This window comes from Vibrio sp. 10N.261.51.F11, from assembly GCF_041471665.1.
Classification (GTDB): Bacteria; Pseudomonadota; Gammaproteobacteria; order Enterobacterales; family Vibrionaceae; genus Vibrio; species Vibrio crassostreae_C.
This window is the reverse complement of the sequence record NZ_JBFROW010000082.1, coordinates 15,682-38,719: the sequence shown is the minus strand read 5'-3', so window position 1 is coordinate 38,719 and position 23,038 is coordinate 15,682. Positions and strand designations below refer to the sequence as shown.

The 23,038-nt window shown below is 44.7% G+C and carries 19 protein-coding genes; 11 read left to right on the top strand and 8 right to left on the bottom strand.

All coding sequences use genetic code 11. The features are described from left to right. Positions 1 to 102 precede the first annotated feature (102 nt). From rplT to AB4351_RS20705, 5 genes are all read right to left on the bottom strand, one after another. Positions 103 to 456 (bottom strand): 50S ribosomal protein L20, encoded by a 354-nt coding sequence (gene rplT, locus AB4351_RS20725; protein ID WP_004733517.1) that lies wholly within the window; start codon positions 454 to 456, stop codon positions 103 to 105. Positions 457 to 498: 42 nt separating this feature from the next. Next, on the bottom strand, positions 499 to 693 hold the full coding sequence (gene rpmI, locus AB4351_RS20720; protein WP_004738430.1) for a 50S ribosomal protein L35: 195 nt from the start codon (positions 691 to 693) through the stop codon (positions 499 to 501). Between the two features lie 104 nt (positions 694 to 797). Continuing rightward, positions 798 to 1,349: a translation initiation factor IF-3 gene (gene infC, locus AB4351_RS20715; RefSeq protein WP_076654893.1), complete on the bottom strand. Its 552-nt coding sequence runs from the start codon at positions 1,347 to 1,349 to the stop codon at positions 798 to 800. A 2-nt stretch (positions 1,350 to 1,351) separates the two neighbouring features. Next, positions 1,352 to 3,280, bottom strand: coding sequence for a threonine--tRNA ligase (gene thrS / locus AB4351_RS20710; protein ID WP_372127017.1), 1,929 nt, complete (start codon positions 3,278 to 3,280; stop codon positions 1,352 to 1,354). A gap of 497 nt (positions 3,281 to 3,777) precedes the next feature. Further along, positions 3,778 to 5,433, bottom strand: coding sequence for a GMC family oxidoreductase (locus AB4351_RS20705; RefSeq protein ID WP_102320511.1), 1,656 nt, complete (start codon positions 5,431 to 5,433; stop codon positions 3,778 to 3,780). 199 nt (positions 5,434 to 5,632) lie between these two features. Here AB4351_RS20705 and AB4351_RS20700 point away from each other — a divergent pair, with 199 nt between their 5' ends. The 5 genes from AB4351_RS20700 (at position 5,633) to AB4351_RS20680 (ending at position 10,817) form a co-directional block, all read left to right on the top strand. Continuing rightward, positions 5,633 to 6,862, top strand: a complete 1,230-nt coding sequence (locus AB4351_RS20700; RefSeq protein ID WP_198594319.1) for a TRAP transporter substrate-binding protein — start codon at positions 5,633 to 5,635, stop codon at positions 6,860 to 6,862. Between the two features lie 40 nt (positions 6,863 to 6,902). Beyond that, positions 6,903 to 7,472, top strand: a complete 570-nt coding sequence (locus AB4351_RS20695) for a TRAP transporter small permease (protein ID WP_017059783.1) — start codon at positions 6,903 to 6,905, stop codon at positions 7,470 to 7,472. Further along, a complete protein-coding gene (locus tag AB4351_RS20690) occupies positions 7,469 to 8,752 on the top strand; it encodes a TRAP transporter large permease (protein WP_017059782.1) in 1,284 nt (427 codons plus the stop codon). Before AB4351_RS20695 ends, AB4351_RS20690 begins: the two co-directional genes overlap by 4 nt. A 73-nt stretch (positions 8,753 to 8,825) precedes the next feature. Further along, the gene (locus AB4351_RS20685; RefSeq protein WP_017059781.1) at positions 8,826 to 9,623 is read left to right on the top strand and encodes an IclR family transcriptional regulator; all 798 of its coding nucleotides are present in this window, start codon (positions 8,826 to 8,828) and stop codon (positions 9,621 to 9,623) included. A 210-nt stretch (positions 9,624 to 9,833) separates the two neighbouring features. After that, positions 9,834 to 10,817, top strand: a complete 984-nt coding sequence (locus tag AB4351_RS20680; protein WP_372127015.1) for a DUF3187 family protein — start codon at positions 9,834 to 9,836, stop codon at positions 10,815 to 10,817. Positions 10,818 to 10,933: 116 nt separating this feature from the next. On the opposite strand, the gene AB4351_RS20675 is transcribed toward AB4351_RS20680, so the two are convergent. Continuing rightward, positions 10,934 to 11,677: a sporulation protein gene (locus AB4351_RS20675; RefSeq protein ID WP_280590822.1), complete on the bottom strand. Its 744-nt coding sequence runs from the start codon at positions 11,675 to 11,677 to the stop codon at positions 10,934 to 10,936. A gap of 181 nt (positions 11,678 to 11,858) precedes the next feature. On the opposite strand from AB4351_RS20675, the gene hutC reads away from it, so the two are divergent. From hutC to AB4351_RS20645, 6 genes are all read left to right on the top strand, one after another. Next, positions 11,859 to 12,572, top strand: a complete 714-nt coding sequence (hutC, locus tag AB4351_RS20670) for a histidine utilization repressor (protein ID WP_017072048.1) — start codon at positions 11,859 to 11,861, stop codon at positions 12,570 to 12,572. 113 nt (positions 12,573 to 12,685) lie between these two features. Further along, on the top strand, positions 12,686 to 13,936 hold the full coding sequence (hutI, locus tag AB4351_RS20665; protein ID WP_372127014.1) for an imidazolonepropionase: 1,251 nt from the start codon (positions 12,686 to 12,688) through the stop codon (positions 13,934 to 13,936). Next, positions 13,923 to 14,948, top strand: coding sequence for a formimidoylglutamase (gene hutG / locus AB4351_RS20660; RefSeq protein WP_372127012.1), 1,026 nt, complete (start codon positions 13,923 to 13,925; stop codon positions 14,946 to 14,948). Before hutI ends, hutG begins: the two co-directional genes overlap by 14 nt. 60 nt (positions 14,949 to 15,008) lie before the next feature. Next, a complete protein-coding gene (gene hutU, locus AB4351_RS20655; protein ID WP_372127010.1) occupies positions 15,009 to 16,703 on the top strand; it encodes a urocanate hydratase in 1,695 nt (564 codons plus the stop codon). Positions 16,704 to 16,717: 14 nt separating this feature from the next. Beyond that, complete coding sequence (hutH, locus tag AB4351_RS20650; RefSeq protein WP_372127008.1) at positions 16,718 to 18,250, top strand: histidine ammonia-lyase; 1,533 nt, start codon at positions 16,718 to 16,720, stop codon at positions 18,248 to 18,250. Positions 18,251 to 18,477: 227 nt separating this feature from the next. Beyond that, positions 18,478 to 19,203: a DUF3581 domain-containing protein gene (locus AB4351_RS20645; protein WP_065111155.1), complete on the top strand. Its 726-nt coding sequence runs from the start codon at positions 18,478 to 18,480 to the stop codon at positions 19,201 to 19,203. 99 nt (positions 19,204 to 19,302) lie between these two features. On the opposite strand, the gene AB4351_RS20640 is transcribed toward AB4351_RS20645, so the two are convergent. Both AB4351_RS20640 and AB4351_RS20635 read right to left on the bottom strand, forming a co-directional pair. Continuing rightward, the gene (locus tag AB4351_RS20640) at positions 19,303 to 19,764 is read right to left on the bottom strand and encodes an isoprenylcysteine carboxylmethyltransferase family protein (protein ID WP_372127006.1); all 462 of its coding nucleotides are present in this window, start codon (positions 19,762 to 19,764) and stop codon (positions 19,303 to 19,305) included. Positions 19,765 to 19,830: 66 nt separating this feature from the next. Further along, a complete protein-coding gene (locus tag AB4351_RS20635) occupies positions 19,831 to 22,866 on the bottom strand; it encodes an FAD-binding and (Fe-S)-binding domain-containing protein (protein ID WP_372073742.1) in 3,036 nt (1,011 codons plus the stop codon). Positions 22,867 to 23,038: the final 172 nt, after the last annotated feature.

Here is a 23,038-nt window from a genome sequence, read left to right as displayed (position 1 = left end):
GCGAGATGCGAGATGCGAGAGAGTATGGCAAAGCCAAATTACAGGCAATAAAAAAGGAGAACCGAAGTTCTCCTTTTCTTAAACCTTTAAGCTAACTCTAAATTATAGAGATGCTTTCGCTTTTTCAACTAGAACAGCAAATGCTGCTTTGTCGAATACTGCGATGTCAGCAAGAATCTTACGGTCGATCTCGATAGATGCTTTCTTTAGGCCATTGATGAAACGGCTGTAAGATAGACCATTTTGACGAGATGCCGCGTTGATACGTGCAATCCAAAGTTGACGGAATTGACGTTTCTTGTTGCGACGGTCACGGTAAGCGTATTGACCAGCTTTGGTAACTGCTTGGAAAGCTACGCGGTAAACACGTGAACGTGCTCCGTAGTAACCTTTAGCTTGTTTTAGAACTTTCTTATGACGTGCACGAGCTTGTACACCACGTTTTACGCGAGGCATTATGCTTCTCCTAAACTAAACGAATTTATAAACTAAAAAGAATTAAGCGTATGGCATCATACGTAGAACTTGAGCAACTTCACATTTAGGAAGGATCGAGTTCGGACGTAGCTGACGCTTGTTCTTAGTAGTACGCTTAGTCAGGATGTGACGTTTACCAGCGTGCTTAAACTTAATACCACCAGCAGTTTTCTGGAAACGCTTAGCAGCACCTTTGTTGGTTTTCATCTTAGGCATGATGAATAACTCCGCATTGTTGAGTTGTTAATAACATAGTAATTAGGGCGAATAAAACCCCGCAACCTGAGGCTGCAGGGTTCAATTACTTGCAAAGCCGTTAATTACTTCTTTTTAGGGGCCAACACCATGATCATCTGGCGACCTTCAATTCTCGTTGGGAAAGATTCGACTACTGCAAATTCTTCAGTATCCGCTTTCAAACGATTAAGAACGTCAACACCGATTTCTTGGTGAGCCATTTCGCGGCCACGGAAGCGAATTGTTACCTTCACTTTGTTGCCGTCTTCTAGGAAACCAGTCAGGTTGCGTAGTTTTACCTGATAGTCTCCAATATCAGTTCCAGGTCGGAATTTAATTTCCTTGATCTGAACCTGCTTTTGCTTCTTCTTCTGCTCTTTCGCAGCTTTGCTCTTCTCGAAGAGGAACTTACCGTAGTCCATCACACGACAAACTGGCGGCTCGGCGTTAGGGCTGATCTCTACAAGATCCATACCAGCTTCATTTGCAGCTTCCATCGCTTCAGCGATTGATACTACACCAACAGCTTCGCCGTCTGCGCCAGTTAGACGCACTTCACGAACGCCACGAATGTCACCGTTTAAACGGTGCTGGTTTTGTTTGGCCGGTTGTTGGCCACGTCTTCCGCCTTTAATAGCTATTCCTCCAGATTGAGCTTACGGCTTGAAACCTCGGCTTGGATGTATGAAATAAAGTCATCCACTTTAAATTTGCCAAGGTCCTTACCTTTACGTGTACGTACTGCAATTTCGCCGGCTTCCATTTCTTGGTCACCACACACAAGCATGAACGGTACACGTTTCAAAGTATGTTCGCGGATTTTAAAGCCAATCTTCTCATTTCTCAAGTCTGCTTTGACTCTAAATCCACTTTTTTGCAGTTTTTTCGTAATTTCTTGTACATATTCAGACTGTTTGTCTGTAATACCCATTACAACTGCTTGTTCTGGCGCCAACCACGTTGGGAAGAAGCCAGCGTATTCTTCAATAAGAATACCAATGAAGCGTTCTAGTGAACCTAAAATCGCGCGGTGGATCATAACTGGCGTGTGACGCTCGTTATCTTCACCTACGTAAGTAGCACCTAAACGTTCTGGTAATGCAAAATCGAGCTGCACTGTACCACATTGCCAAGCGCGGTCCAAACAATCATGCAAAGTAAATTCAATCTTAGGTCCGTAGAACGCACCCTCGCCTTCTTGAATCTCGTATGCAATGTCCATTGCCTCTAGCGCTTGCTTAAGGTCAGCCTCTGCACGGTTCCACATTTCGTCTGAACCTACACGCTGTTCTGGACGAGTAGATAGCTTAACAACGATGCTTTCGAAGCCGAAAGTTGTGTAAGTATCGTAAACCATTTCAATACAAGCTTTAACTTCTTGTTGAACTTGGTCTTCAGTACAGAATACGTGAGCATCATCTTGAGTGAAGCCACGAACACGCATAATGCCGTGAAGTGCGCCAGACGGCTCGTTACGGTGACATGAGCCGAACTCAGCCATACGTAGCGGTAGATCACGGTAAGATTTCAAACCTTGGTTGAAGATTTGAACGTGACCAGGACAGTTCATTGGCTTGATAGCGTATTCACGGTTCTCTGAAGAAGTAGTGAACATCGCTTCAGCGTACTTATCCCAGTGACCAGAGCGTTCCCAAAGAACACGGTCCATCATTAATGGGCCTTTAACTTCTTGGTAATCGTACTCAGTCAGTTTTTGACGAATAAATACTTCTAGCTCACGGAAGATAGTCCAACCGTTGTGGTGCCAGAACACCATGCCTGGTGCTTCTTGCTGCATGTGGAATAGGTCAAGCGCTTTACCGATTTTACGGTGGTCACGTTTAGCCGCTTCTTCTAGGCGCACAAGGTGAGCTTTAAGTGCCTTCTTGTCGTGGAATGCAGTGCCGTAGATACGTTGAAGCATCTTGTTGTCACTGTTACCACGCCAGTATGCACCCGCTACGTTAAGTAGAGTGAAGTGCTGGCAGAAGCTCATGTTAGGCACGTGTGGACCACGACACATATCGATGTATTCTTCGTGATGGTACAGGCCTGGACGATCGTCTTTAGAAACGTTCTCGTCCAAGATTTCAATCTTGTAAGTCTCGCCGCGAGCTTCGAATGCGTCGCGCGCTTCCTGCCAGCTAACTTTCTTCTTAACAACCTGGTATTTGGTCTTCGCTAGCTCTTTCATACGCTTTTCAATCTTTTCTAGATCGTCTTGCGTTAGAGAGTGCTCAAGGTCGATATCGTAGTAGAAACCGTTATCGATGGTAGGACCGATCGCCATTTTCGCTTCTGGAAAAAGCTGCTTAATCGCGTGACCTAAAAGGTGAGCACAAGAGTGACGAACGATCTCAAGGCCATCAACTTCATCTTTAGCTGTGATGATTTCTAGGCTTGCATCGTTTTCGATAAGATCACAAGCATCAACACGCTCGCCGTCTACACGACCAGCAATGGTAGCTTTCGCAAGACCAGGACCGATTGATAGGGCAACATCTAGAGTTGATACAGGGTTGTCAAATTGACGCTGACTACCGTCAGGAAGAGTAATAATTGGCATTATTTGTCCTTTACAGTGGTGTTGCACACCAAGCAACACATGAAAATGTTTAATATATGTCTTTCAATCAACGAGTACGCTGATTGGGGATATATGCATAATAAATATACCCACATAGAAGCAAATACAGATGCCCTATTTGTAGGTATCCGAGCATTGTAACGAAATAATATAAAATGACAATGATGCGCTGTGGGTATGGCGCCGAAGCCGCCCCTCTCCCCTGCAGTCAAATTCAGGCAATTCGCACGCCTATCGTGTTATAGACGCAATAAGTCTTCTTGCATAGGATTGATGAAGCGAAACAAAAGAGGTAAATGTAGGGTATTGATATTCTGAGCCTCAACCATTCTTTTTACTCTGAACAAAAATATAGACTCATAAGAGTAATTTTTGGGAGTATTTTCGTCAGTGGTTTGGCAAATGACTTATTGGCAGGGAACACTATTTGGGGCTGTAATACATCTAACCTAGAGATTAAATTTAGCCCCGATGCATTAAATCGCTTCTTCGCACAATTTTGCTGACTTTGATTTAGACAGACTAGTTTCTTTTTTTATCATAGCTGCACATTTTTCACCGATCATAATAGACGGTGCATTAGTATTTCCCGACACAATAATAGGCATGATAGATGCATCCGCTACTCTTAAGCTTTTTAGCCCATGAACTTTTAGCTCATTATCAACGACTGCCATTGCATCATTGCCCATCTTACAAGTACCAACGGGGTGATAGATGGATTGACTGTATTTTGTCGCAGCTTCCAACAATTGTTCATCCGTTTGATACTTTGAACCTGGTACAAACTCTTCAGAAATAACCGAAGATAAAGGACTCGCATCGGTGATTTCTCTCGCTACCTTTATCGCGTTTATTGCAACAGCTTTATCTTTAGGGTGCGAGAGATAGTTAGGTTGGATACTAGGGTGCACGGAGTAGTCTTTGCTGGTGATCTTCACACGACCTCGACTTTCAGGACGCAATTGACAAACCGAAGTAGTAAAGGCCGAAAATGGGTGCACTCCTTCTCCAGGTTTGTCCGCACTGAGTGGCTGCATATGAAACTGTATGTCAGGCCTTGTTAAGTCAGAGGAAGACTGAGTGAAAATACATACCTGACTAGCAGCCAACGTTAAAGGACCTTTGCGAAACAGAGCATATTTAACTCCCACTGTCAGTTTATGCAAAGGTGTTCTCAACTCATCGTTCAGTGTTGTACAACTAGTTTTGTAGACCAGACGAATTTGTAAATGGTCTTGAAGGTTTTCTCCAACTCCAGGTAAATGATGAACGCAATCAACACCTACTGCTTCTAACTCCGCTCTGTTGCCAACTCCAGACAACTGTAATATTTGCGGTGAGCCAATTGCACCAGCACTGACAATAATCTCTTTAGCTGCCGAAACATACATTGCTTTTCCATTGCAAAAAAATTCAACACCTTTTGCTGTCTTATCGACAATATCAAGCTTGGAGGTATGTGCATGAGTCAATATTGTTAAATTATGGCGCTTTCGAGCCGACGTTAAAAAAGCTTTTGCACTGCTGCACCTCAACCCATTAAATGCTGTCTGCTGAAAATAGCCTACTCCTTCTTGGTTCTCACCATTAAAATCATCATTCCAAGGAATACCTACCTCTTGAGCTGCCTCCACAAATCGTTCGGCAATATCCCGTTTCAGTCTAAGATCTGACACTTTCAACGGCCCATCCACGCCATGGTACTTATCTTTTCCTCGGCTTTGACATTCAGACATTTTAAAATAGGGAAGCACGTCGTCATAACTCCACCCCTCATTACCAAGTGACGCCCAGTCGTTATAATCTTCTTTTTGCCCACGTATATATAGCAACCCGTTCAAGGAGCTGCTCCCACCAAGTACTTTGCCTCTAGGCCATTGTAATTGTCGATTATCAATACCTTCATCACGATCGGTTAGATAACACCAATCAGTTGACGGGTTGTGCATGGTTTTAAAATAACCAACCGGGATATGAATCCAAGGATTCCAATCTCGACCACCAGCCTCAAGTAATAACACTGAAACATCTGGATCCTCACTTAAACGACTAGCAATTGCGCACCCAGCCGACCCCGCCCCTACAACAACATAATCAAAGACACCCACATCCTTATGTAACCTTCCCATAACAAAATCTCCTTTGTATTTTCATAAATCGAGACACAGCGTCCCAAAAAACATAAAACAATAACAATAATTAGTAAATATCGAGAGAATATGAATTGTTTTTTGTTGACTTATCGCACACTAATAACAATCCAACTTGGACATTTAACATTTTTTAAACAAGTGTAATTGGGCTATTTACATGAATCAGGATGGGTACATGAGAACTTCAAAAGACAAACCATATAGCCGACGCGACTTTTTTAATGTTGCAAAGCGTGCCGGGCTTACATCAGCTTTATTCGCTGCAGGGACATTAGGGACAGGGGCTACCTTAAGTAGCCTGGCAAATGCGTCGGAAAGCGTATCTCGAACTCGAGAAAAGAAAAAACCAATCGTAGTCTTAAAGTTTGGAGCCTCTGGCTTTAATGAACAAAACTTAGATATCCAAAAGTCGGGACAATTATTTTTCGCTAGAGATCTTGAAGAAAGAACAAATGGTGAAATACAAGTTGAATTCTTTGGCTCCAATCAACTATGTGGGCAATTGGATTGTATAAGAAAAACTCAGCAAGGAATCGTTGACATATATTCCGCATCTACACAAAACTCCGCTGCTGGTGCGCCATACATGAATGTTCTTGATTTTGCATACATGTTCCCTACGCGAGCTTCGCAATTTCATTTTTTTTATGACAAACGAAGCGAATCATTGTTTCGTGAACCATTACGTAAACGCCACAACATTCAATTCCTATTCACGCACTGTGACTTACGTGGACTCATGTTAGGCAACAAATGGAAAGACAAACCCTTGGTTACGTCGCTAGCCGATATTCAAGGCACCAAAAACCGAGTAACAGGAACCCAGTTAGGGCGTATCGCCATGGAGCAACTCAATCTCAACCCTGTACCAGTTGCCTGGGCTGAAACAATTGATGGGCTCCGACAAGGACTACTTGATGGTGCGGAAACTTGGATGAGCGCAGCGGCATATTCAGGAATGACATCAGTAATATCTCAAGCGATCGATTTACGCATGTTCTCTGGCAACGAGAGTACAGCTATGAATTACGACGTTTTTGAAAAGTTAAGCGATAAACATAAAGAAGCGGTCATGGAATCTGCATATTGTGCACAAATTTTTACTCACGGAATGAATGAAGGTGGGTTGTACGAAATTATTGGTGCACAAACTCACCCTAACGAGAATACGCAATTCCGACAGAATAATATCCGCTTTGCTGCACTTTCAGATGAAGAGAGATTTAAGGCTGAACAAATATGCTCACCGGAATATAACCCAGAACCATGGCAAAAATGGCGTAATCGTTTAAATGCTTGGGCAGGCGATATTGATATCTATAAAGAAATTCACGGGATTGCTAGAGAACTCCCTAAAGACGCAGCGGTAGTCAACGTCAAACCACAACGTTGGTGGTTAGGTTAATACTCTGACAACCCATTAAATAAAACTAAGGCATGACATCATGAATGAAATCATCAGCACTGCCGTCCACCCGGCAACCTCAGTCAAAAAGTGTTTGTATTGGCTAGATAACAACATAGAAAAATATCTCATTGTGAGCAGCTACTCTATAATGACTGTCATTATCTTCGTTGAAATAATCAGACGTTTTTTCTTTAGTATTCAGGCTCCGTGGAGCACTAGTATCCCTGTACTACTATTTTTATGGCTTACCTGGGTCGGCGCAGCTGTCAATGTCAAAAACCGTACTCACTTATCGCTCACCGAAATTAGATTACGCCTCCCTTATCAAGCGCAATTTGTATGCCTCATATTAGATGCCGTTCTCTGGCTAGTTTTTGCGGGCGTCGTTCTTTATTTTGCAACGGATCAGGTAAGGATCGCTTACGACAATTTTGCAATTGTTCAAGGAACTGACGATGTCATGCAGTGGTGGTTTTATATGGCAACACCAGTAGGCTGGACATTAATAATCTATCGAGTGATACAGAACTTCTTCCAAGATTGTAAACGGTACATAAATAATGAGCCATTGATAATCCAGACATCATTAGCGGAGAAAGAAGCATGAGTGAAGGTGATTTGATTAGCATTATTAGTGTCATCGTTTTGGTTCTATTTCTAGCAGGCATCCCTATATTTTTAATCATTGGGCTATGGGTTGTTGGGGTTAGTATCGTCATTGACTTTACCCTCGCTAACATCGGTGTAACGCTATTTGAGGGGTTAAACTTTTTCGGCTTACTAGCATTACCTCTTTTCATTCTAACCGGCGATCTAATTAATGCTGCAGGCATTGCAAAACGACTCTCTGATTTTGCGTACTCTATTTTGGGTTCCATTCGTGGTGGTATGGGTATGGCTGCGATTGGAGCTTGTGGGATGTTCGCAGCCATTTCCGGGTCTAATGCTGGGACAACAGCCACAATTGGCTCAATAATGGCTCCAGAAATGAAAAAGAATGGTTACGACGAAAGATTTTCTGCAGCCACAGCAGCATCAGGAGGAACTGTTGGAATTATTATTCCGCCGAGCGTGATATTCATTGTGTATGGCTTCATGATGAACCTTTCCATAACGGATCTGTTTATTGCAGGAATGCTGCCAGGTAGCCTCATGGTATTAGCGATGATGTTCGCATGCCATCTAGTTGCTCGAAAACAAGGATGGGGAACAGTTATTCCTTTTGTCGCAAAGACCAGTTTCAAATATGCAAGACGCGCTTACCTCGGCTTCATTACTATTGGTGTAGTCGTCTACGGCATTTACTCTGGAGCATTCTCACCAACAGAGGCCGCTGCATTCACCGTTGGGTTCACAATTATCGCAGGCTGTATTCTGACCAAAGACTTACATTTCAAAAACATTCCTTCTGTGATGCTCAAATCAGGGCAGATTACAGGGATGCTAGCACCATTAATCGCGATTTCTGTCGTCATGCAACAATTACTTTCCATGATGGGAGTCGGTGAAATAATTGGTAACGCACTTAATGGATTCGGAAGCTATTACGCAGTCTTATTTATGTGTATGGGGATTATACTTTTAGCCGGGATGCTCTTAGAAAGCTTACCGGTTACCATTATTTTAGCTCCAATTCTCGCACCTATTGCCACAGGCATTGGCGTCGATCCGATTCATTTTTCAGTTATCTTCTTAGTCGGAGCTGCAATTGGTTTTGTCACACCACCGTTCGGCTTAAATTTATATGTCGCAAGTAGCGTAACCGGGATCCCTTATGGTAAGTTAGTTCGGTTTGTCATTCCTTACTTCACAGCGCTATTTATCTCGTGGGTTTTGATTGCTTTATTACCGAGCATTTCATTATTCTTGGTTCAATTTGGCGGCTAAAGTAGATTAACCGAATTTGCAAGCAATGACCCATTGCTTGCAAATTTATCAGAAAAAACAAAGGAGAAGCAGCATGAGCAATAACGAATCGTCAAGTAATTCAGCACTGTCACGTGCATTTAAGATTACTGAGTTCATCGCTAGTGAGACACGCCCCGTTACAGCGGTTGATATTGCTTTGTTCCTAAACCTTCCTAAGGCCAGCGTACACCGGATACTCAGTCAACTTGAAGAGGAGGATATTATTGCGAGAGATCTCCAAGGTCGCTTCTTGTCTATCGGTTCTCGATTTAAAAAAATGTCTCTAGACGTCCTGTCACATTTTGATGGGCGCGCACCTCGCCAGATGGTTTTAAAAGAATTAACAGACGAAATACAGGAAACCTGTAACTTATCCGTATTAGATGGATATGAATTGTTGTATTTTGAGCGTGTTGAGGCTAATTGGCCTATGATGGTCAACTTAAAATTAGGCTCGAGGTTACCTCTGCACTGTACTGCTAGTGGCAAGCTATTTTTGGCCTTAATGCCAAGAAATAAACGAAAGCAGATACTTTCGACCCTAACACTAGAACCACAAACAAAACATTCGATTACCAACGTCGACGACCTAAACAGAGAGCTCGACGAGATTGGGATTCGTGGTATTAGCATCGACAATGAAGAGCTCATTGAAGGTATGGTTGCCATTGCAGTCCCAGTTTGTGATCAAGACGGAAATATGATTGCAGGCATGGCAATACACGCACCTACATTGAGGTTGAGTGTTAGTGACTTACTCACTAAAGCCGGTAGGTTGAAGCTTGCAGCAAAAAAACTAGAAAGCCTAATGACATTTCAATCCCAGATTACCGATGAGGCGGTAGAGTAACGTGACACGAATAGATGTATCCCAATAGGCCTAAATACCGAGTTCACAAACGAGCACAAGTTAAAATAACAAAGTAACAGGTAGTATTACTTCAATGACTCTTCATTAATCTACAGTGCCTTTGAGCACCGTGGTCTTCATCTCTCTACTTTTAAAACTCACCTTTCGAACTAAGCTATAGATAAGTGACGGAATACGGATGAGGTGCATATGGAGAGACAGGCTACTTTTATATCGTTAATACCCTCTTTGCCGTTAATCATAACTGCTGCTATTTACACTCCAGCGGCTTGGGCCAATAAAGATTACGGCCCCTTAATCAGTTATACTCAAGCACCATTGCAGTCTGTTCGTCTCACTCCGGCACTTCGCTCTGGCTTCCCCCTCAAAGAGAATAAAGTTGAAATATTTACCGCCTTAACTGCCGCGAGTATCTGGGCCAATTCCCACGACTACCACTTAGACTATTATCAGAATCAGCTTCACACTGGTTTGCGATGGCAATTAACTAAAACGTGGCAAGTAGAATTCAATTACCGCTACCTTTACGCCGCCAACAATAACCTAGACAAAATCACCATCAACTTTCATGACCTATTCGACATCGACCAAGCAGGACGCGATCGTAAAGAACGGCATCAATTTGATATTCACGCACCAGACCACGATATCAATATTAGAGACTTCTCCGGCGATACGCTGACTAGTGCTTTCACCCTCTACACTCAATACCAAATCATAGACCTTGAAAACCACGGTTTATCCTTTGGTGTATCCCTTTATCACAACAATGTCAGCCACGGTGCCTTTGAAGGAAGTAGCTCCGAGCAAAGCGCTCAATTCAACTATGCCTACCAACTCGATATCAATACCTTTTACACAAGCTTAGGGCTCGCCAATCAGTCAAATCGAGATGTAGAGAATGGCTTTGCACATAAGAAAACAACATGGTCATGGATGGGCGGCTATCAACTCACACTATTTGAAAATCATGAGTTACACCTTGAATATAGATGGTATGAAGGCGCAGAAGACGGTGAAACTGAGTTTTCAGAGGCCGCGAATGAAATGATGTTTGGATATAGGTATCTAATGCAACGCTCAGCAGTCGAGATATCCATTATCGAAAACATCTTCAACATGGACAACTCCACCGATGTTGCCTTCCAGCTGGCCTATCGTCATCAGTGGTAAGTCCATTTATGGTCGAGATAGTAGAATTAAAAAAGCCGAACGGATAAGTTCGGCTTTAGAAATCGTACTGTCTTGTCTCTATTAATAGAAAGAGTAACGACTAACAGAGAGAGCAACTACGCATTCATGATTCTTGAGACTGCGTTACGAATGTCTGAATCGGCAGCGTTCGCAGGCAAGCTGAATGAGATGTATTGATCGCCACGGAAGCTCATTGAGCGATCGATTTCTGCTAGGCAGTGAACCATTGAGCCTTCAACGATGAATGACAGCTCGATCTCTTTATTATTCATGAAACCGCCGCTGCGAAATTCAATCTCTTGGTAACAACCCGAACGAGAAGCAAAGTTGTTGCCTTTTAAGAAGCCCTTCTCTACGTCAGCTTTCACCATTGCCATACCGGATGCTTCCACGCCTTGGATGATTTTAGCAACTGTTGGCAGTGGGTGTACGGAGATAAAGTCACGGTCTTTAGGGTCAATCGCGAAGCCTATATCTAGGTTGGTTTCAACCCACACATGGCATTGGTTCATTTGTGCGTTCAACGCGGTGACTGGCGTTTCATCATTTAACTTAAGTCGGAATGGAACCAGTTTGGTTTCGCCCGGTTGGATAACGAAAGGCTCTACCGCTTGAATACGACCCAGTGAAAAGGTTTCGTAGCTGGTACTGTCTTCCGTTTCTACTTTTACTTCTGTGTTGAGAACCAAGTTAATCAAGTCGATTTGTTGCTCAACGTCGCCACCAACAATGTGAACATTGCCAGACAACTCTCCACCTTGGAAAACTTCAATATTATCTAAGACAGTATCAACCTTTGCTGCACCGATGCCCAACGAGGCCTTTAATTTCTTAAACATATTATTTCCCTTTCTAATCATCTGATTTACGAATAGTTATTACGTGACAATTTGCGACACTTGCCTCACAGAATCAAGCAATTTGCCCCATCTATGTTGAATAAGGTCACATTGCCCGAGGAAATGTTGAAATCGTGAAAAATTCCGTTACTCTATTTGTATAGTCAAATAAGGTTTCATTATGTCGAAAGCGCCGCTCTACCTTCAGATAAAACAGTTCATAGACGATAATATCAACAGTGGTCACTGGCCAGTGGGTTACCAGATAACCACAGAACTCGAACTCACAGAGCAGTTCAATGTGAGTCGAATGACGGTCAATAAAGCCATTCGAGATCTTGTGTCTGAAGGCAAACTCATCAGGAAGCCAAGGCTAGGTACTTTTGTTTGTGAACCAGACGAAAAAGCGCAATCTCCGCTGCTTGATATCAACAACATCGCACAAGAGATCAAAGACCGAGGTCAAACGTATGCTAGCCAGGTTATCAAGCACAAGAGCATCAAGGCAGATGAAAGCACCGCGACACGGTTAGGTGTGATGATCAATGCCGAAGTATTCTATAGTGAAATCATCCACTTTGCTGACAACACACCGATTCAATTGGAAGCGCGCTGGGTGAACTCGCAAGCCGCACCAAAATACCTAGAGCAAGACTTTTCAACCTCTACACCCAATGAATACCTTTCAAAAAGCTGCCCGTTGAGTGCAATCGAGCACACGGTTGAAGCCATTATTCCTGACTCTCAAATCAGAACGTCACTAAAGCTATCTGAATCAGAACCTTGCCTACTTTTGAATAGAAGAACATGGAGTAAAGAGCGCCTCATCAGCTTTGCATTGCTCTACCATCCTGGTTCTAAGTACAAATTAAGCTCCAAGATACTTCTAAATTAAAGAACATCATCCTGATCGCCGATCACATTTTTGCAACATCGACTTGATTCGGGTCAGCGTTTAGCCTATTTATTTGTATATACATTTAATGTTTAGCAAAGATCTAGGTGATTATGAATTTGATCCTCAAAAATGCACGAGTGGTCTCCATGAGCTCGGGAGTCGACGGTTATCAGCCCTCTTCCCCTCAAGATATAGTTATCGAAAGCGGTAAAATCGTGTCCATCTCTTGTTCAAACCAAGGCGCACTTGCTTCTGAGTTAGAACAAGTACGTGTTGATGGTTCTTTGGATTACGTCACCTATGACTGCAAGAACAAGCTAGTGACACCCGGATTAATTGATTGCCACACTCACCTCGTATTTGCGGGTAATCGTGCCAATGAATTTGAGCAGCGTTTGAATGGTGTGTCTTACACCGACATCGCCAAGCAAGGCGGCGGCATTCTAGCGACAGTCACTGCAACACGCGCAGCGCAAGAGTCTGAGCTGGTTGAAATGGCATTACCGAGACTTGATGGCCTACTAAGAAGTGGCGTAACCAGCATCGAAGTAAAATCTGGCTATGGTTTAACACTTGATGATGAACTCAAAATGTTACGCGCAGCCAAAGCTTTAGAGAATCATCGCCGAATTAAGATCACCACTACTCTCCTTGCAGCGCATGCTGTGCCACCCGAATACAAAGAGCAACCGGACAGCTATATCGATCTGGTTTGCCAAGAGATCATTCCTAAAGCTGCAGAGCAAGGGCTCGCCGATGCAGTTGACGTGTTTTGCGAATCTATCGGCTTCAACCTAGAACAAACCGAACGTGTATTTGCAGCAGCCAAAGCACATGGCCTCGGGATTAAAGGCCACACTGAACAACTTTCGAATATGGGTGGCAGCGCGCTTGCAGTTAAATACGGCGCACTCTCTGTTGACCATGTTGAATACCTTGATGAAACCGGAGTAAAAGCACTGGCAGAATCAGGCACAGTTGCCACCTTGCTACCCGGTGCTTTCTACTTCCTGAAAGAGACTCAACAGCCACCTATTGCTTTACTTCGTGAACACAAAATCCCAATGGCGATCGCGACCGACCTAAACCCCGGCACATCTCCCTTTGCAGACTTAACGCTGATGATGAACATGAGCTGCACCCTGTTTGGTACGACGCCTGAAGAAGCGCTACGCGGTGTAACTTGTAACGCGGCGGCTGCCATTGGCGAGTCGCAAAACAGAGGCAAAATTGAAGTAGGTTACTCTGCTGATTTGGCTATCTGGAATATCGAGCACCCTGCCGACTTAAGCTATCAAGTTGGTGTTCCTCACCTGCATAAGCGCATTGTTAATGGCGAGGTCTGTCATGACTCAATCTAAATCCAGCTGCACTAATACAGTATCCACCACTCACAACTTTGTGTGGACGGGGCGTAATGACCTTGAAGATGGCGAGCTCGGTACTCGTGTTCATCACATTACCACGCAAGTACAAAGTAATGTTTTAAATGAAGGGCTTACTGACAACGCTGTTGCCTTGGTAGGCTTTGCCAGCGATGCCGGTGTTGCAAGAAATAAAGGACGCGTGGGCGCGAAACAAGCACCTAACTTGATACGCCAAGCGTTGGCGAATATGGCTTGGCACAGTGACGCACACATCGCCGATCTTGGTGATATCGAGTGCAATGATGGTCAATTAGAAGTCAGCCAAAAACAGTGTGCTTCTGTGATTGCCAATGCCTTAGCAACCAACAAAGTGATTACCCTTGGCGGTGGTCACGAGGTGGCTTGGGCAACGTTCCAAGGTCTCGCTAAGCACCTAAATAAAATTCAATCAGAACACAATCCTAAGATCGGCATCGTTAATTTTGATGCTCACTTTGATCTTCGTGAATTTGAAAGCGACATCACCGATGTTAAACCGAGCTCCGGCACGCCTTTTAACCAGATCAGTGATTACTGCCACGCACATCAATGGCCGTTTCATTACGCTTGTCTTGGTGTGAGTGCCGCCAGCAATACCAAAGCGCTGTTTAACAAAGCTGACCAACTGGGCGTGTGGTATGAACACGACCGCAACATGACCCAAGTGAATCAAGTCGCTCAACTGATCAAGTTACAAAAATTCATCGTTGAGTGTGATTATCTCTATCTCACCATTGATCTCGATGTTTTCCCCGCAGCTACTGCGCCGGGCGTAAGTGCACCAGCGGCAAGAGGCGTGAGCTATGAAGCGCTTGCTCCTTTTCTAGAACAGATTTTCCAACACAGTGAAAAACTCATTATCGCGGACATAGCGGAATACAACCCAGACTACGACGTCGATGGCCAAACGGCTCGATTAGCGGCTCGTTTATGTTGGGATATTGCCAGTGCAATGGCCAGCGACTAATCCAGCTATACCGATAACTACAACTACAACGATATAACGTGAAACAGAAGGAATTCCAAAATGACGGAACACCACAACAGTGACCCTCGTCTCGACACGACTCGCGAAATTCGCGCACCTCATGGCACCACTTTGCGCGCTAAATCTTGGTTAACAGAAGCACCACTGCGTATGCTGATGAACAACCTAGACCCTGATGTGGCAGAACACCCACATGCACTGGTTGTTTATGGCGGTATTGGTCGCGCTGCGCGTGATTGGAAATGTTATGACAAGATTGTGGAAGTATTGGAGCGTTTAGAGGACGACCAAACCTTACTTGTTCAATCAGGTAAACCTGTGGGCGTGTTCCCGACTCATAAAAACGCACCTCGCGTACTGATCGCTAACTCGAACCTTGTTCCACACTGGGCGAACTGGGAACACTTCAACGAGCTCGATAAAGAAGGCTTGATGATGTACGGCCAAATGACAGCAGGCAGCTGGATTTACATTGGTTCACAAGGCATCGTTCAAGGTACTTACGAAACCTTTGTCGCGATTGCCAAGAAGCACTTCCAAGGTGAAGCGAAGGGCAAATGGGTTCTAACGGGTGGTCTTGGTGGCATGGGCGGCGCTCAACCTCTTGCTGCAACGATGGCTGGCTTCTCAATGATCGCAGTGGAGTGTGATGAATCACGAATCGACTACCGCTTGCGTACTGGCTATGTAGACAAAAAAGCCACCAGCTTAGATGAAGCGATGGCAATGATTAAAGAGTCAGACACGCCAATCTCTGTTGGCTTGCTTGGTAACGCAGCAGACGTATTCCCAGAGTTAGTTGAACGTAATATCACGCCTGACGTAGTGACGGACCAAACCTCTGCCCACGATCCGCTGAACGGCTACTTGCCGCAAGGTTGGACGATGGAAAAAGCAGCACAAGAACGTTTAGTTGATGAAGCGAAAGTAGTGAAAGCCGCTAAGCAATCAATGGCGATTCAAGTACAAGCTATGCTAGATCTTAAGTACCGTGGCGCTGCGACCGTCGATTACGGCAACAACATTCGCCAAATGGCACTGGAAGAAGGTGTGGAAAACGCGTTTGATTTTCCAGGCTTCGTTCCAGCCTATATACGACCTTTATTTTGCGAGGGCGTCGGACCTTTCCGTTGGGCTGCCCTTTCTGGCGATCCTGAAGACATCTACAAAACAGATCAAAAAGTAAAAGAACTGATTCCAGATAACCCGCATCTACACAACTGGCTAGATATGGCGCGTGAACGCATTCAGTTCCAAGGCTTACCGGCTCGTATTTGTTGGGTTGGCTTGAAAGATCGCGAACGTTTAGGCCAAGCATTCAATGAAATGGTTAAAAATGGCGAACTGAAAGCGCCGGTTGTTATCGGTCGTGACCACCTAGATTCAGGTTCAGTGGCAAGCCCGAACCGCGAAACAGAAGGCATGATGGACGGGTCAGATGCCGTATCAGATTGGCCTCTATTGAACGCTCTGCTAAATACTGCAGGCGGCGCGACATGGGTTTCTCTGCACCATGGTGGTGGCGTTGGTATGGGCTTCTCGCAACACTCAGGAATGGTGATTTGTTGTGACGGCAGTGAAGATGCATCACAGCGTATTGCTCGTGTACTTCACAACGACCCAGCAACAGGCGTTATGCGTCATGCTGATGCGGGTTACGATATTGCCAAGCAGTGTGCTAAAGAACAGAAGCTTGATTTGCCTATGCTAAACGAAGAACTTCGTCGCCTTTAATGTCTGGAGAAAACATGTTGAATTTATTACTTAAACCAGGACTTCTTGGCCTACCTGAACTGCGTAAGATTAGCCGTAGCCCTGTAAACTTATCACTTGACTCTGCAGCGATTCCTGATATTGAAGCGAGCATGCACGTTGTCGAGCAAGTGATTGCTGAAGATCGCACTGTGTATGGCATCAATACGGGGTTTGGCTTATTAGCGAATACCAAAATCGCCCCAGAAGATTTAGAAGTACTACAGAAAAGTATCGTGCTTTCTCACGCGGCGGGCATTGGTAAATTCATGTCTGATGAGACTGTGCGTTTGATGATGGTACTTAAGATTAACAGCTTGTCTCGTGGTTACTCGGGTATCCGACTCAAGGTCATCAATGCTCTTATCGATCTAGTGAACGCACAAGTTTACCCGTGTGTACCACAAAAAGGATCAGTGGGCGCTTCTGGAGACCTCGCTCCCCTCGCCCACATGAGTACGGTACTTCTAGGTGAAGGCCAAGCACGCCACAACGGCAAAATCATCACGGGCTTAGAAGCAATGCAGATCGCAGGCTTGGAACCTATCACGCTCGCACCTAAAGAAGGTCTGGCGCTGTTAAACGGCACTCAGGCATCAACTGCATTTGCATTAGAAGGTTTGTTTGCAGCAGAAGACTTATTCGCGTCTGCAACCGTGTGTGGTGCGATGTCGGTCGAGGCAGCGCTGGGTAGTCGTCGTCCGTTTGACCCTCGTATACACCGCGTTCGTGGTCATCGTGGCCAAATGGATGCAGCACTTGCTTACCGCCATATGCTTGATCAAAAGAGTGAAATTGGCGAATCACACACTTGCTGTGAAAAGGTTCAAGATCCTTACTCACTGCGTTGCCAACCTCAAGTGATGGGTGCTTGTTTACAGCAGATTCGTAATTCAGCAGAAACCCTAACGATTGAAGCGAATGCCGTATCCGACAACCCGCTAGTTTTCGCTGACGATGGCGACATCATTTCAGGTGGTAACTTTCACGCAGAGCCCGTCGCAATGGCAGCAGATAACCTTGCACTAGCGATAGCTGAAATCGGTAGCTTGTCAGAACGTAGAATGGCGCTGCTGATTGATAGCGCACTAAGCAAACTTCCACCTTTCTTGGTCGATAACGGCGGCGTGAACTCTGGCTTTATGATTGCTCAGGTTACCTCTGCAGCATTGGCAAGTGAGAACAAAACCTTGGCTCATCCGGCGTCAATAGACAGCCTACCTACTTCTGCCAACCAAGAAGACCACGTATCAATGGCCACCTTTGCCGCGCGTAGGCTTAGATACATGGCTGAAAACACCCGTGGGATATTGGCAGTAGAATATTTAGCAGCAGCACAAGGACTCGACTTCCGAGCGCCTAATCTATCTTCTCCTCGTGTGGAAGAAGCGAAGCAGATTCTACGTGAGAAAGTGAGTTTCTACGACAAAGACCGATATTTTGCTCCAGATATTGAGCAAGCTAACCTGTTACTCAAATTATCCGTTCATAATCACTTAATGCCAGAAGGTACTTTGTGCAGTTTCTAGTACTTAAAATACTTTAGTCGACACTAATTAAAGTATCATATAAACAAGGGCTATTAATTAGCCCTTGTTGCATTGAGCCAAAGGCCATATCTCCCTTAAAATCGTCACATACCATCCAACGTATTTATCTAATTGACTGATATATAAGCAAAGTTAACTGGATAGACCATTAGAACGAAGTTAGTTAGCTATAATCCACCCCAGATTTGATGACTAATAGCGATACTATGTTTCTGACACCTTACTTTTCTACTGAAGACAATCAATTTCAATTCACTCGTGAACAGGCTAGCCACTTTGCTAAAAAAGTAGCCGCTGACTTCAACCCAATTCACGATGAAGACAACAAACGCTTCTGCGTGCCTGGCGATCTTTTGTTTGCAGTACTTCTGCAAAAAGAAGGTATCAGCCAAAAAATGCGTTTTGATTTTTCAGGTATGGTGGGTAACGGTATTGCGCTAAGCGTTGACAACAAGTGTGAGAAAGAAAGCTCACTGGTTGACGAGAAAGGCAAAGAGTACCTACACATGTCTTGTGAAGGTGAAAAGAGCCACGATCAAGCATTCATCGAACACGTAGTAACAAACTACGTTAAGTTCTCTGGTATGAACTTCCCACACATCATGGTTCCTCTTATGGAAGAGCAACAGATGATGATCAACTGCCAACGCCCTCTTGTAATTTACGAGAGCATGGAAGTTGAATTTACTCGTCTAGACCTGTCTCACCCAGAAGTTGAATTCTCAGGTGCGACTTTTGATGTTGAAGGCAAGCGTGGCATCGTGACACTGAACTTCGATTTCAGAGAAGACGGCGAAGTGGTAGGTAAAGGCGTGAAACGCATGGTAGCAAGTGGTCTTAAGCCATACGACCAAGCTTCTGTCGACGACCTAGTAAACCGCTTCAACGAACGTAAAGAGATGTTTCTAGCTCAGTTCGCAGCCGCTGCTTAATCAGCTCTAGAACAAGATCAATAAAGCCCAGCTTGATAATCTCAAGCTGGGCTTTTTTATTTCGATTACTAAGCCACTAAGCCTGCTCTCAAATCATCACTAAATCCAGCGCCTAACCTTTTGTTTGTAATCAACATATTCCGCACCGAATAATTGCTCTAGAGCGCGTTCTTCTGGCTTAATTTGGAACTGATTCATGTAGATTACGAAGCCAAAGCTGAGTAGCACACTGAAGATATTCTGGAAGAAGTAGCCAAAGCAAAATAGCAGGATGAATAGCCCTAAATACATTGGGTTTCGTGTGTAGCCAAAAATGCCACTGTCCACGACTGCAGACGCGGTTTCGACTTTAATCGGGTTAACGGTGGTTTTCTGTTTTCGGAATTCCCATATGCCTGATATTCCAATCACACCACTCAATATGATCCCGACGCCTAGCACAACCATTCCATAAGGTAATGCCAGTGTCCCTTGGCTCAACTGTTGAGCGCAGAAATATGATGCTACGAATACAATAATGAACAGTGCAACTGGTGGTACTTTTAATTCTAGAAATTTCATACTTTTCCTTATTAACATTCCTTTGTTAGTTTAGAAAAAAGCCCAGCAATTGCTGGGCTAAATGTATTAGAGAATTTTTGCTAGCGCCTGTAATGGGTGAGCAAGCTTCTCACCTTCAAAACGCTTCACTTGGCTGCGGCAAGAATAGCCCGTCACCAAGCAACGATCTTTTGGTAAGTCCTGCATTTGAGGCTTCCAGCTTAAACCATATATGTCTTTCGACATTTGTAGCTTATCGACTTCGTGGCCGAAAGTTCCCGCCATACCACAACAGCCGACAGGAACGCTGGTTAACGCCGCCCCAAAGTGTTTGAAGATAGTACCCCACTCTTTTTCAGCGTTCGGCATTTTGGTTTTCTCAGTACAGTGAGCAAACAAGTACCACATATCTTCACTTGCTGAGCGTGCTTCGAACTCACCTAGCGATGGCATTAACCATTCATGCACAGTAAGTACATCAAAGTCGCCGCGCTTGTCACCTAAGATCTCGACGTATTCATCGCGGTAACAAAGCACAAGAGCAGGATCAACACCGACCAAAGGAATTTCGATATCCGCCACCATCGACAAGAAATCCGAAGTCGATTTCGCCTCACGTGCAAAACGATTTAAGAAGCCCTTGATGTGCAACGCTTTACCATTCGGTTTGAACGGCAGCAGTACCGGAGTTTTGCCAAGTTTTTGAGCCAGAGTGACAAAGTCTTCAATCACCTCGGCATCATAGAAGCTGGTAAACGGGTCTTGAACGATCAGCACATGCTGTTTCTTCTGTTCAGAAGACAAGCCTTCTAAATACTGTAAATCGAAGAGTTGCAGCTCTTTACTCGCTAGACGATTTTTGAGCGTAGGCACCGACATCAATGGTGCATCAACATAACCGACCGTTTTAGCTGTTGCCGTTTGGATCCACTTTTGACCCAATGCAGCGTTGACTACTTTTGGCGCTTTCGCCATCAGCGGCAGCATGGTTTCAATGTTGGCAACTAGATAATCTTTTGCAGGGCGCTGGTAACGCGAGTAGTAGATGTTCAAGAATCGAGAACGGAAACTTGGTACATCGACTTTGATCGGACATTGACTCGCACACGCTTTACACGCCAAACAACCGTTCATCGCCTCATGAACTTCATGCGAGAAATCGTACTCATGGCGTTTGTTCATCGTATTGCGAACACGCTCAATCATAGTCTTAACGGGTGTGTTGTCTTTCAACGCTTCTTGCTCAAGGTCGAGAATATCAACGCCTTGTTCAGTCAGTTGACGCAACCACTCTCTTACCAAGCCTGCGCGGCCTTTGGGTGAGTGACGTCGGTCAGCCGTAACTTTCATTGAAGGACACATTGGCGAGCTAGTATCGTAGTTGAAACACAAGCCGTTACCGTTACATTCCATTGCTTGCTTGAAGCTGTCACGAACTTGTACGTCGATCTGACGGTCGTAGAAACCACGCTTGGTATCGGTGACTTTCACCAATTCAGCGTCACTTTCTAAAGGCGTACAGATCTTGCCTGGGTTCATCTTGTTGTGCGGGTCGAATGCTGCTTTAATACGTCTTAATTCGGTAAACAGCTCTTCACCAAAGAAGTCTGGGCCATACTCAGAACGGAAACCTTTACCGTGCTCGCCCCACATTAAACCGCCGTATTTCGCCACCAGCTTAACCACTTCATCAGAGACTTCATGCATCAATGCTTCTTGCATCGGGTCACACAGATCCAATGCTGGACGAACGTGTAATACGCCCGCGTCAACGTGACCAAACATGCCGTAATTCAACTCTTTTGAATCGAGTAACACTCTAAATTCAGAGATGAAATCCGCGAGGTTTTCTGGTGGTACACAAGTATCTTCAGCAAAAGCGACTGGCTTAGCTCGGCCTTTCGCCGCACCTAACAGACCCACTGCTTTCTTACGCATGTTGTAGATTCGGCCAATGCTCGCCAAATCGCTACAAACTTGAAAACCAATCACGCCGGCTTCTTCGCTTTCAACCATGGTTTCAAGGCGTGCAGTCAGCGCTTGAACTTGCTGTTCAACTTCCGCTTCATCTTGGCCTGCAAACTCAACCATGTTGATGCCAAGCATCTCTTTGTTCGGAACATCAGTCAGCAAATCGCTCACGGTGTGCCAAACGATGTCTTGCTTCGCTAGGTTCAATACTCTTGAATCTACCGTTTCAACAGACAGTGCTTTCGCTTCCACCATGAACGGCGCATTACGCAGCGCAGAATCAAACGTGTTGTATTTCACGTTAACCAGTGTGCGCGCTTTTGGAATCTTGGTTAGGTTTAACTTTGCTTCCGTGATGAATGCTAAAGAACCTTCAGCGCCACATAGAACGCGAGTTAGGTCAAAGCTGTCATCTTGTTCGTTGATTGCATTCTTTAGGTCATAGCCTGTTAAGAAGCGATTCAGCGGAGGGAATTTATCTAAGATTTGAGCGCGTTTGTCTCGACAAACCGCCTCTGTCACCGTAAGTGCATGGTGAGCGAATTCACCCTCTACAGGTAAGCCGTGTGATAAATCAGATTCTAGACATGAACCATCTGCGAACACCGCTTGCAGCGACAATACATGGTCAGACGTTTTGCCGTACTTCAATGACCCTTGGCCCGAAGCATCGGTATTGATCATGCCACCCAAGGTTGCTCGGTTACTGGTAGAAAGGTCTGGAGAGAAAAAGTAACCATAAGGGCGAACAGCGTCGTTCAATTGATCTTTAACGACACCAGACTGAACTCTTACCCAGCCCTCTTTCTCGTTAATCTCAAGAACCTTATTCATGTATCGCGACAGGTCAACCACGACACCTTTTGTTAAAGATTGTCCGTTGGTTCCGGTACCGCCGCCACGAGGGGAAAAAGTCACGCGTTCGTAAGCGGATTTAGAAACCACTTTACCGATAAGCACAACGTCTTGCGTTGTTTTAGGAAGGATGACCGCCTGCGGCAATTGCTGATAGACACTATTATCAGTCGCCACAGCCAAACGGCTAGAATATTGAGATTCAATGTCGCCAGTAAAGCCCGCTGTTTTTAGTTCATCTAAAAAGCGTACGACAACTGGATCGACATCAGCATTGAGTTGAAGTCTTGGTAACATTTGCTTCCTGCCCCTACTTCGCTGATCCTATCAGCATTGGGTTATCTGAGATTTTTAATAATTTTCTTTGAATTTCGTCACTTTACTACTATTAAGATCATATAAAAAGGTGATCAAATCAGAATCTCAGTGCAAGAATGGAGAAATAGTCACTTTCGTCTTAATTCAGTAA

What these genes read in the sequence shown, in the direction of transcription:
- hutG (WP_372127012.1), top strand. Translation starts at nt 13,923, where the DNA reads ATGACTCAATCTAAATCCAGCTGCACTAATACAGTATCCACCACTCAC.
- AB4351_RS20700 (WP_198594319.1), top strand. Translation starts at nt 5,633, where the DNA reads ATGAGAACTTCAAAAGACAAACCATATAGCCGACGCGACTTTTTTAAT.
- AB4351_RS20680 (WP_372127015.1), top strand. Translation starts at nt 9,834, where the DNA reads ATGGAGAGACAGGCTACTTTTATATCGTTAATACCCTCTTTGCCGTTA.
- AB4351_RS20635 (WP_372073742.1), bottom strand. Translation starts at nt 22,866, where the DNA reads ATGTTACCAAGACTTCAACTCAATGCTGATGTCGATCCAGTTGTCGTA.
- rpmI (WP_004738430.1), bottom strand. Translation starts at nt 693, where the DNA reads ATGCCTAAGATGAAAACCAACAAAGGTGCTGCTAAGCGTTTCCAGAAA.
- AB4351_RS20675 (WP_280590822.1), bottom strand. Translation starts at nt 11,677, where the DNA reads ATGTTTAAGAAATTAAAGGCCTCGTTGGGCATCGGTGCAGCAAAGGTT.
- AB4351_RS20695 (WP_017059783.1), top strand. Translation starts at nt 6,903, where the DNA reads ATGAATGAAATCATCAGCACTGCCGTCCACCCGGCAACCTCAGTCAAA.
- hutH (WP_372127008.1), top strand. Translation starts at nt 16,718, where the DNA reads ATGTTGAATTTATTACTTAAACCAGGACTTCTTGGCCTACCTGAACTG.
- hutC (WP_017072048.1), top strand. Translation starts at nt 11,859, where the DNA reads ATGTCGAAAGCGCCGCTCTACCTTCAGATAAAACAGTTCATAGACGAT.
- AB4351_RS20645 (WP_065111155.1), top strand. Translation starts at nt 18,478, where the DNA reads ATGTTTCTGACACCTTACTTTTCTACTGAAGACAATCAATTTCAATTC.
- thrS (WP_372127017.1), bottom strand. Translation starts at nt 3,280, where the DNA reads ATGCCAATTATTACTCTTCCTGACGGTAGTCAGCGTCAATTTGACAAC.
- AB4351_RS20705 (WP_102320511.1), bottom strand. Translation starts at nt 5,433, where the DNA reads ATGGGAAGGTTACATAAGGATGTGGGTGTCTTTGATTATGTTGTTGTA.
- AB4351_RS20640 (WP_372127006.1), bottom strand. Translation starts at nt 19,764, where the DNA reads ATGAAATTTCTAGAATTAAAAGTACCACCAGTTGCACTGTTCATTATT.
- hutU (WP_372127010.1), top strand. Translation starts at nt 15,009, where the DNA reads ATGACGGAACACCACAACAGTGACCCTCGTCTCGACACGACTCGCGAA.
- hutI (WP_372127014.1), top strand. Translation starts at nt 12,686, where the DNA reads ATGAATTTGATCCTCAAAAATGCACGAGTGGTCTCCATGAGCTCGGGA.
- rplT (WP_004733517.1), bottom strand. Translation starts at nt 456, where the DNA reads ATGCCTCGCGTAAAACGTGGTGTACAAGCTCGTGCACGTCATAAGAAA.
- AB4351_RS20685 (WP_017059781.1), top strand. Translation starts at nt 8,826, where the DNA reads ATGAGCAATAACGAATCGTCAAGTAATTCAGCACTGTCACGTGCATTT.
- AB4351_RS20690 (WP_017059782.1), top strand. Translation starts at nt 7,469, where the DNA reads ATGAGTGAAGGTGATTTGATTAGCATTATTAGTGTCATCGTTTTGGTT.